Genomic DNA, 8,113 nt, shown 5'->3' with positions numbered 1-8,113 from the left:
GGGTATATTTTTCATTTTCGCCTGCCAAAAATTCCACTCTCACCCCGGTTTTGACCCGGCCGCCGGCCTTACGGCCGGCGTGCCAGGGCCACTTCGTCCTTGGCCTTGGGCAACAGGTCCTGCTTGGTGACGCGCAGCACGCCGTAGGTCAGCAGCGGACAGGCGATGAAGATCGACGACAAGGTGCCCACGACCGCGCCCATCATCTGCGTCAGCGCCAGACCTTCGAGCGAGCCGCCGCCGTAGAGAAACAGCGCCAGCACCGACAGGAAGAACACCAGCGAGGTGATAATCGTGCGCGAGAGCGTCTGGTTGATCGAGCGGTTGAAGATCTCCAGCGGCTCGGCCCGCACGCCGCGGAAGTTCTCGCGCACGCGGTCGAACACCACGATGGTGTCGTTGATCGAGAAGCCCATCACCGACAGCAGACCCGCAAGCACGGTCAGATCGAACTCGCGACCGGTCAGCGAGAACAGCGCGGCGACCACCAGCACGTCGAACAGCGTGGTCACACTGGCCACGACCGCGAACTTCCACTCGAAGCGCACGCTGATGTAGAGCAGGAAGCCCACCAGCACGAAGATCGCCGCGTAGATCGCGTTCTTGCGCAGGTCGCCCGAGACCTGCGAACCGATCGCTTCTGTGCTCAGGATCCGGCCGGGATTGCTGTCGCTCGTCGCCGCCGCCAGCACCTGCTGCGCCAGCTGGGTGTTGCCGTCCACGCTCGCCTGCTCGTCGCCGCGCACGCGGATCAGCAGGTCGTTGCCGCTGCCGAAGGTCTGCACCTGGGCATTGGCGATGCCGGCGGTCTCGAGCCGCTCGCGCACCTCGTCGACGCTCACCGGTTGCTCGAAGCGCACGTTCACCGCGGTACCGCCGGTGAAGTCGAGGGCGAAGTTGAAGCCCTTCAGACCGATCACCGCGATCGAGGCCACGAACAGCAGGGCGAACATCGAAACCCAGACATGGCGCAGCCGCATGAAGTCGATGCGGGTATCGCTGGGAACGAGGGTCAACGGGAAAATTTTCATGGGGTCTCTCCCGTCAGATCGCCAGGGACTTGAGTTTCTTGCGCGGCGCGTAGATCAGCGTGACCAGCGCGCGCGAGACGACGATCGCGGTGAACATCGAGGCGATGATGCCGATCACCAGCGTGACCGCGAAGCCCTGCAGCGGGCCGGTGCCGAAGGCGTACAGCGCGATACCCGCGATGATGCCGGTCAGGTTGGAGTCGAAGATCGTATCGGAGGCCTTCTCGTAGCCGGTCACGATCGCCGCCTTGGGCGGCATCCCGGCCCTGAGCTCCTCTCGAATGCGCTCGTTGATCAGCACGTTGGCGTCCACCGACAGGCCGATCGACAACGCCAGACCGGCGAAGCCGGGCAGCGACATCGTGGCGCCGAACAGCGACATCACCGCGACCACGATCAGCAGGTTCAGGATCAGCGCCAGGCAGGTGACGATGCCGAACATGCGGTAGTACAGCATGAAGAAGATCAGCGTGAACACGAACGCGTAGAGCACCGCGGTCACGCCGCGCTCGACGTTCTCCGCGCCCAGGCTCGGGCCCACGACGCGCTCTTCGACGAAGTCCATCGGTGCGGCCAGTGCGCCGGCCTTGAGCTGGCGGGCCAGGTCGTTGGCCTCGTCGCGGCTCAGACCGGTGGTCTGGAACTCGCGTCCGAACACGCCGCGGATCGTCGAGGAACTGATCACGCGCTCGACGGTCCGTGCCGAACGGACTTCCTCGCCATTGACGACGCGCACCGTCGGGATGCGCTCGACGTAGACGATGCCCAGGCGCTGGCCGACGTTCTCCAGCGTGTGGTCGAGCATGCGCTTGCCGCCCGCGCTGTTGAGCGTGATGCTGACCGACGGCATGCCGGTCTGCTGGTCGGTCCGCGGATTGGCGTTGATCAGCTGGTCGCCCGAGACGAGGATGCGCCGCGAGAGCAGCAGCGGGCGGTTGTTCTCGTCGTAGTACACGCGCGAATCGGCCGGGACGCTGCCCGAGGCCACCGCAGCGGCGGCCTGGTTCTCATCGCCGGTCACCGCGCGAAACTCCAGCGTCGCGGTCGCGCCGATCAGGCGCTTGGCCTCGGCGGTGTCCTGCAGGCCGGGCAGCTGGATGACCAGACGGTCCTCGCCCTGGCGCTGCAGCACCGGCTCGGCGACGCCGATCGAGTTGATGCGGTTGGAGATCACGGTGCGGTTCTGCTCGACCGCGTCGGTGGCGATGCGGGCGATCTCGCTCTGCGACAGGCGCACGGTGATGCGGTTGCCGTCGACGGCGATCTGCGGGCCACTGCCGGCCACCCCCTGCCCCGACGCACTCGCCAGGCTGGTGGCGATGTGCTGGCGTGCCTGGGCGACGTTGGCACCCTCGTTGAGGACCACGCCGATGCTGTTGTCGGCCCGGCGCTCGACGCTCGAATAGCCGATGCGGTTGTCGCGCAGCACGGTGCGGATGCCGTCGGCGTAGCCGTCGACGCGCTTCTGCAGCGCGGCGGCCTGGTCGACCTGCATCACGAAGTGCACGCCGCCCTGCAGGTCCAGACCCAGCGACATCGGCCGGGCGCCGAAGCGCGACAGCCAGTCGGGGACGGTAGAGGCCAGGTTCAGGGCGACCGAATAGTTCTCCCCCAGCGCCGGACGAAGCGTGTCGGCGGCCGCGGTCTGCGCATCGGCATCGTGCAGGCGCACCAGCAGGTGGCTGTCGTCGACCTCGGTGCCGACCGGCGTCACGCCCGCGTCCTTGAGCAGGCCGTCCACTTGCTGGCGCAGCGCATCGTCGATGCGCGCCTCGCTGGTGCTCGGGGTGATCTGTATCGACGGATTCTTCTGGTAGGCGTTGGGCAGCGCGTACAGCGCGGCCAGCACCAGCACCAGCAGGATCAGGACGTATTTCCAGCGCGGGAATTCGAGCATTGGCTTGCCTCGGGCGCCGCGCAGACGGCGCCGGGAGAGTTGCCGGGGCAAGCCCCGGCAGAATCAGGAAATCAGGCCGACTTCAGGGTGCCCTTGGGCAGCACGTTGCCGACCGCGCCCTTCTGGACCCGGATCTCGACGCGCTCGGCGATCTCGACGGTGATGAAGCTCTCGCCGATGGCGCGCACGACGCCGGCGATGCCGCCATTGGTGATCACCTCGTCGCCGACCGACAGCTTGTCGAGCATCGCGCGGTGTTCCTTGGTCCGCTTCATCTGCGGGCGGATCATCAAGAAGTACATGATCGCGATCAGGATGATCGGGAAAGCCAGCGTCGACAGCATGCTCGGCGCGGCGGGCGCCCCGGCGGCGGCGTGGGCGGGGGCGATCAGCAGGTCCAGCAGATTCATCTGGGCATCCATCAGGGTCGAAAAGGCAGCAGGCGATTATGCCACGGCCGGCCGGAGGCGCAGGCCGGGGCGTGGACGGGGGTGAAAATCGGGCGATCCGAGCCGTCAGGCCCGGCTCAGGCGTCCGGATTCCCGGTCCGGGCGCGATAGAAAGACGCCCGGAACGCGGCGAAGGTTCCCGACTCGATCGCGGCACGCATGTCCGCCATCAGGCGCTGGTAATACCAGAGGTTGTGCAGCGTGCCCAGCATCGGCCCCAGCATCTCCCCACAGCGGTCCAGGTGGCGCAGATAGGCGCGGCTGTAGCCGCCGGCGCAGGCCTCGCAGCCACAGCCTTCCTCGATCGGGCGCAGATCCTTCTCGAACTTCGCGTTACGGATGCGGATCGTGCCGGTGGAGGTGAAGAAATGCCCGTTGCGGGCGTTGCGGGTCGGCATCACGCAGTCGAACATGTCCACCCCGCGGGCGACCGCCTCCACCAGATCCTCCGGACGCCCCACCCCCATCAGATAGCGCGGACGGTCGCCCGGCAATTGCGGACAGGTGTGGTCGAGCATCGCGTTGCGCTCGGCCTCGGTTTCGCCGACCGCCAGCCCGCCGATCGCATAGCCGTCGAAGCCGATGGCCTGGAGTCCTTGCGCCGAGCGCGTGCGCAGGTCGTGGTGCACGCCGCCCTGCACGATGCCAAACAGCGCGGCGTCGTTGCCCTCGTGCGCACGCTTGGACCGCGCGGCCCAGCGCAGCGACAGTTCCATCGAGCGCTCGACCACGCGCGGGTCGACCGGCTTGCCGTCGATCTGCACCGGCGGACACTCGTCGAAGATCATCACGATGTCCGAGTCGAGCGTCTTCTGGATGCGCATGCTCTCCTCGGGCCCCAAGAACACCCGCGAACCGTCGGTCGGCGCCGAAAACGTCACGCCTTCCTCGGTGATCTTGCGCTTGTGCGCCAGCGAGAACACCTGGAAACCGCCCGAATCGGTCAGGATCGGCCCGTCCCAGCGCGCAAAGCCATGCAGGCCGCCGTGCGCCTCGATGACCTCCAGGCCCGGGCGCAGATACAGATGAAAGGTGTTGCCCAGGATGATCTGCGCGCCCAGCGCGCGGATCTGATGCGGCAGCACGCCCTTGACCGTGCCGTAGGTGCCGACCGGCATGAAGGCGGGGGTTTCGATGGTGCCGCGGGGGAAATCGATACGGCCGCGCCGCGCCGCGCCGTCGCTGCCGAGCAGCTGAAAGGACATTCTGGACATCCCGCTAGTATGACCGGTCCGTCCGCGCCCGACCCTGACGCCATGGATCGCCGCCGCCCGTTGGCCGGATGGCGAAGGCGAGGCCTGGGACGCCTGGCCGACCGGCGCACCGGCAATCTGGGCGCGATCCTCCGCAGCCCCCGGGCCGCCGCGTGCGGCCCGGCGAGGCCCGCCCGCTCAGCCGGCCGGCTGCGCAGACGCCTCGGCGCTCCACAGCAACATCGCATCGCCGTAGGAGAAGAACCGGTAGCGCGCCGCGACCGCATGCGCGTAGGCGGCGAGGATGCGCTCGCGGCCGGCGAAGGCCGAGACCAGCATCAACAGCGTCGATTCGGGCAGGTGGAAGTTGGTCACCATCGCATCGACGCTGCGGATGCGGTAACCGGGGAAGATGAAGATCCGCGTCTCGCCCGAGAACGGGTGCAGTTCGCCCTCGACGCTCGCGCTCTCGAGCGCACGCACGACCGTCGTGCCGACCGCGATCACGCGGCCACCGGCCTGGCGGGTGCGCCGGATCTGCGCGACCAGTTCGGCACCGACGTTGAGCCACTCGCTGTGCATGCGGTGCTGGCGGATATCGTCCACCCGCATCGGCTGGAAGGTGCCGGCGCCCACATGCAGGGTCACGTGACCGAAGGCCACGCCCCGCGCACGCAGCCGCTCGAGCAAGGCATCGTCGAAATGCAGGCCCGCGGTCGGCGCCGCGACCGCGCCGACCTCGCGCGAGAACACCGTCTGGTAGCGCTCGGCGTCGTCGCGCCCCGGCTCGCGCCGAATATAGGGCGGCAGCGGCATGCGTCCGGCCTGAAGCAACCAGGATTCGAGCGCGTCGCCGACCTCGAAGCGCAGGTGGTAGAAGCCCTCATCGCGCGACAGCACCTCGGCGCTGCCGCCACCGTCGAGCACGATCCGCCCCCCCGCCTTGGGCGCCTTGCTGGCGCCGATCTGCGCACGCGCCTCGTTGCCGGGCAGCAGGCGCTCGATCAGGATCTCCACACGTCCACCGCTGTCCTTGTGCCCGAACAGCCGCGCCGGGATCACCCGGGTGTCGTTGAACACCAGAAGGTCGCCCGGCTGCAGCAGCTCGGGCAGGTCGCGCACGTGACGATCGTCGAACGCGCCGTCGGCAGGCGGCACGACCAGCAGCCGGCTGGCCGAACGCTCGGCCAGCGGCGCCTGCGCGATCAGCGCGTCCGGCAGGTCGAAATGGAAATCGGACTTCTTCAAGAGGCGCCGACGATCGGAAGGGGCGGCCATTGTAGGTCGAGGCGACGGGCGCGGTGGCGCCATGGGCGCCGGGTGGAGCGGCAGGCGTGGGACGTCTACCGCTCGAACTTGGTCGACAGAATGATCGACGAGGTCGTGCGCTCGACGCCCTCCAGGCAGCCGATCCGGTCGGTCAGCACGTCCATGTCGGCGACGGTCGGCACCACGCCGAGCGCGATCAGGTCGTAGGGCCCGCTGACCGAATGCAGCGTGCGCACCGCATCGATCGCGCGCAGCGCGGTCACCACCGGGGTCATCTGCCGGGGCCGGACGCTGATCATGATCTGCGCGCGGATGTGCCCCTGCTCGAAGTCGTCGCGCACCCGCACGGTGTAGCCGTTGATGACGCCGTCGCGCTCGAGCCGCTCGATCCGGCTCTGCACCGTCGTGCGCGACAGCCCGAGTCGTCGCGCGATCTCGGCGGTCGACAGCCGTGCGTTCTCGCGCAACAGCATCAGCAGGCGGACGTCGGCAGGCTCGCTGGACATTTTCACGAATAGATTCGGCGATGCGCCGAAATCCTAGCAGCGATTCGGCGATCCGTCGCTACCGGCCGACGGAATCGTCCAGATAATAGAGGGGACGTACCGGCTGGGGAGCCGGTCTCGCCCATCATCGCGAGCCCGCGCCCGCCCACCGGCCCGCCTGCCGACCTGGGAGTCCACCGTATGTCCGTGACCCGTATCCTCGCCCCCCTGCGTGCCCATGGCGGCGCACGCCGCACGACCGGCCTGCCCGACGATGTCGTCGAGACCTACGCCGCGCGCCACCCCGCACTCGTCGAGGCGCTGCAGGCCGCCGCGGACGAGTACGCCCGGATCGGCGGCGAGTTCGCCGACCTGCTCGACCTCGACGAGGACGCCCAAGCCCGCACGGTGCAGGCTGGCTACGTCAACTTCTACCCCGGCGACGCAGTGAACCCCTACGTCGCGCTGGCCGCACGCGGCCCGTGGATCGTCACCCTCAAGGGGGCGGTGCTGCATGACTCGGGCGGCTACGGCATGCTCGGCTTCGGCCACACCCCCGCGACGGTGCTCGAGGCGATGGCGCGGCCGGTGCCGATGGCCAACATCATGACCCCGCACCTGTCGCAATTGCGGCTCGACCGCGCGCTGCGCCGCGAGATCGGCCACACCCGCGACGGCGGCTGCCCGTACAGCCATTTCCTGTGCCTGAATTCCGGCTCAGAATCGGTGGGCCTGGCCGCACGCATCGCCGACATCAACACCCGCATCCAGACCGACCCGGGCGGCCGCCATGCGGGGCGCACGATCAAGCGCATCGTGGTCAAGGGCAGCTTCCATGGCCGCACCGAGCGCCCGGCGCTGTACTCCGACTCCTCGCGCGCGACCTACAAGAAGTACCTGGCCAGCTTCCGCGACGAGAACTCGCTGATCACCATCCCGCCCTATGACGCCGACGCGCTGCGGCAGGCGTTCGCCGATGCGGACGCGAACGGGTGGTTCGTCGAGGCCGTGTTCCTGGAGCCGGTGATGGGCGAAGGCGATCCCGGCCGTGCGCTGCCGCCCGCGTTCTACGCCGCCGCGCGCGAGCTCACCCGCGCCCACGGCAGCCTGCTGCTGGTCGACTCGATCCAGGCCGGCCTGCGCGCGCACGGCGTGCTGTCGGTCGTCGACTATCCCGGGTTCGAAGGCCTCGACGCGCCGGACATGGAGACCTATTCCAAGGCACTCAACGCCGGCCAGTACCCGCTGTCGGTGCTCGCGGTCTCGCAAGACGCCGCGCAGTTGTACCGCAGCGGCGTCTACGGCAACACGATGACCGCCAATCCCCGCGCGCTCGACGTGGCCTGCGCGGTGCTCGAGCAGCTCACGCCCGAGATCCGCGCCAACATCCGTCAGGCCGGGCGCCGTGCCATCGAGCGGCTGGAAGCGCTGCGCGCCGAAGCGGGCGGCGCGATCACCCAGGTCCAGGGCACCGGCCTGCTGTTCTCTTGCGAGCTCGATCCCCGGTACAAGTGCTACGGCGCCGGCTCGACCGAGGAATGGCTGCGCGAGCGCGGCATCGGCGTGATCCACGGCGGCGCGAACTCGCTGCGTTTCACCCCGCACTTCGCGATCGGCGACGACGAACTTGCGCTGCTGGTGGACATGGTCGGCAAGGCGCTGCGCGAAGGCCCCCGCCAGACGGACGCCGCCGCGGCCTGATAAGGTCGGCGCCCCGCGCGGCCGGCGCCGGTCTGCGTCCGCCCGGGCGCAGACGCGGCCACCGAGCCGTCCGATGCGCCCGGAGGAC

The 8,113-nt window shown here is 68.9% G+C and carries 7 protein-coding genes; 1 reads left to right on the top strand and 6 read right to left on the bottom strand.

What is annotated here, in order from left to right; all coding sequences use genetic code 11:
- Positions 1-68: 68 nt before the first annotated feature.
- The 6 genes from secF to ABE505_RS07060 form a co-directional block, all read right to left on the bottom strand.
- Positions 69-1,031 (bottom strand): protein translocase subunit SecF, encoded by a 963-nt coding sequence (secF, locus tag ABE505_RS07085; RefSeq protein ID WP_346443098.1) that lies wholly within the window; start codon positions 1,029-1,031, stop codon positions 69-71.
- Positions 1,032-1,044: 13 nt separating this feature from the next.
- The gene (gene secD, locus ABE505_RS07080; protein ID WP_346443100.1) at positions 1,045-2,928 is read right to left on the bottom strand and encodes a protein translocase subunit SecD; all 1,884 of its coding nucleotides are present in this window, start codon (positions 2,926-2,928) and stop codon (positions 1,045-1,047) included.
- 71 nt (positions 2,929-2,999) lie between these two features.
- The gene (gene yajC, locus ABE505_RS07075) at positions 3,000-3,338 is read right to left on the bottom strand and encodes a preprotein translocase subunit YajC (RefSeq protein WP_183426274.1); all 339 of its coding nucleotides are present in this window, start codon (positions 3,336-3,338) and stop codon (positions 3,000-3,002) included.
- Positions 3,339-3,454: 116 nt separating this feature from the next.
- Complete coding sequence (tgt, locus tag ABE505_RS07070) at positions 3,455-4,591, bottom strand: tRNA guanosine(34) transglycosylase Tgt (RefSeq protein ID WP_346443102.1); 1,137 nt, start codon at positions 4,589-4,591, stop codon at positions 3,455-3,457.
- A gap of 177 nt (positions 4,592-4,768) precedes the next feature.
- On the bottom strand, positions 4,769-5,818 hold the full coding sequence (gene queA, locus ABE505_RS07065) for a tRNA preQ1(34) S-adenosylmethionine ribosyltransferase-isomerase QueA (protein ID WP_346443104.1): 1,050 nt from the start codon (positions 5,816-5,818) through the stop codon (positions 4,769-4,771).
- Between the two features lie 95 nt (positions 5,819-5,913).
- Entirely contained in the window at positions 5,914-6,345 is a 432-nt protein-coding gene (locus ABE505_RS07060) for an Lrp/AsnC family transcriptional regulator (RefSeq protein ID WP_346443303.1), read from the bottom strand.
- A 180-nt stretch (positions 6,346-6,525) separates the two neighbouring features.
- Here ABE505_RS07060 and ABE505_RS07055 point away from each other — a divergent pair, with 180 nt between their 5' ends.
- Positions 6,526-8,025 (top strand): aminotransferase class III-fold pyridoxal phosphate-dependent enzyme, encoded by a 1,500-nt coding sequence (locus tag ABE505_RS07055; protein WP_346443106.1) that lies wholly within the window; start codon positions 6,526-6,528, stop codon positions 8,023-8,025.
- The last annotated feature ends 88 nt before the right edge of the window (positions 8,026-8,113 follow it).

It is taken from the genome of Luteimonas sp. TWI382, assembly GCF_039674545.1.
In the GTDB taxonomy this organism is placed as follows: domain Bacteria; phylum Pseudomonadota; class Gammaproteobacteria; order Xanthomonadales; family Xanthomonadaceae; genus Luteimonas.
This window is presented reverse-complemented; position numbering and strand designations above follow the sequence as displayed.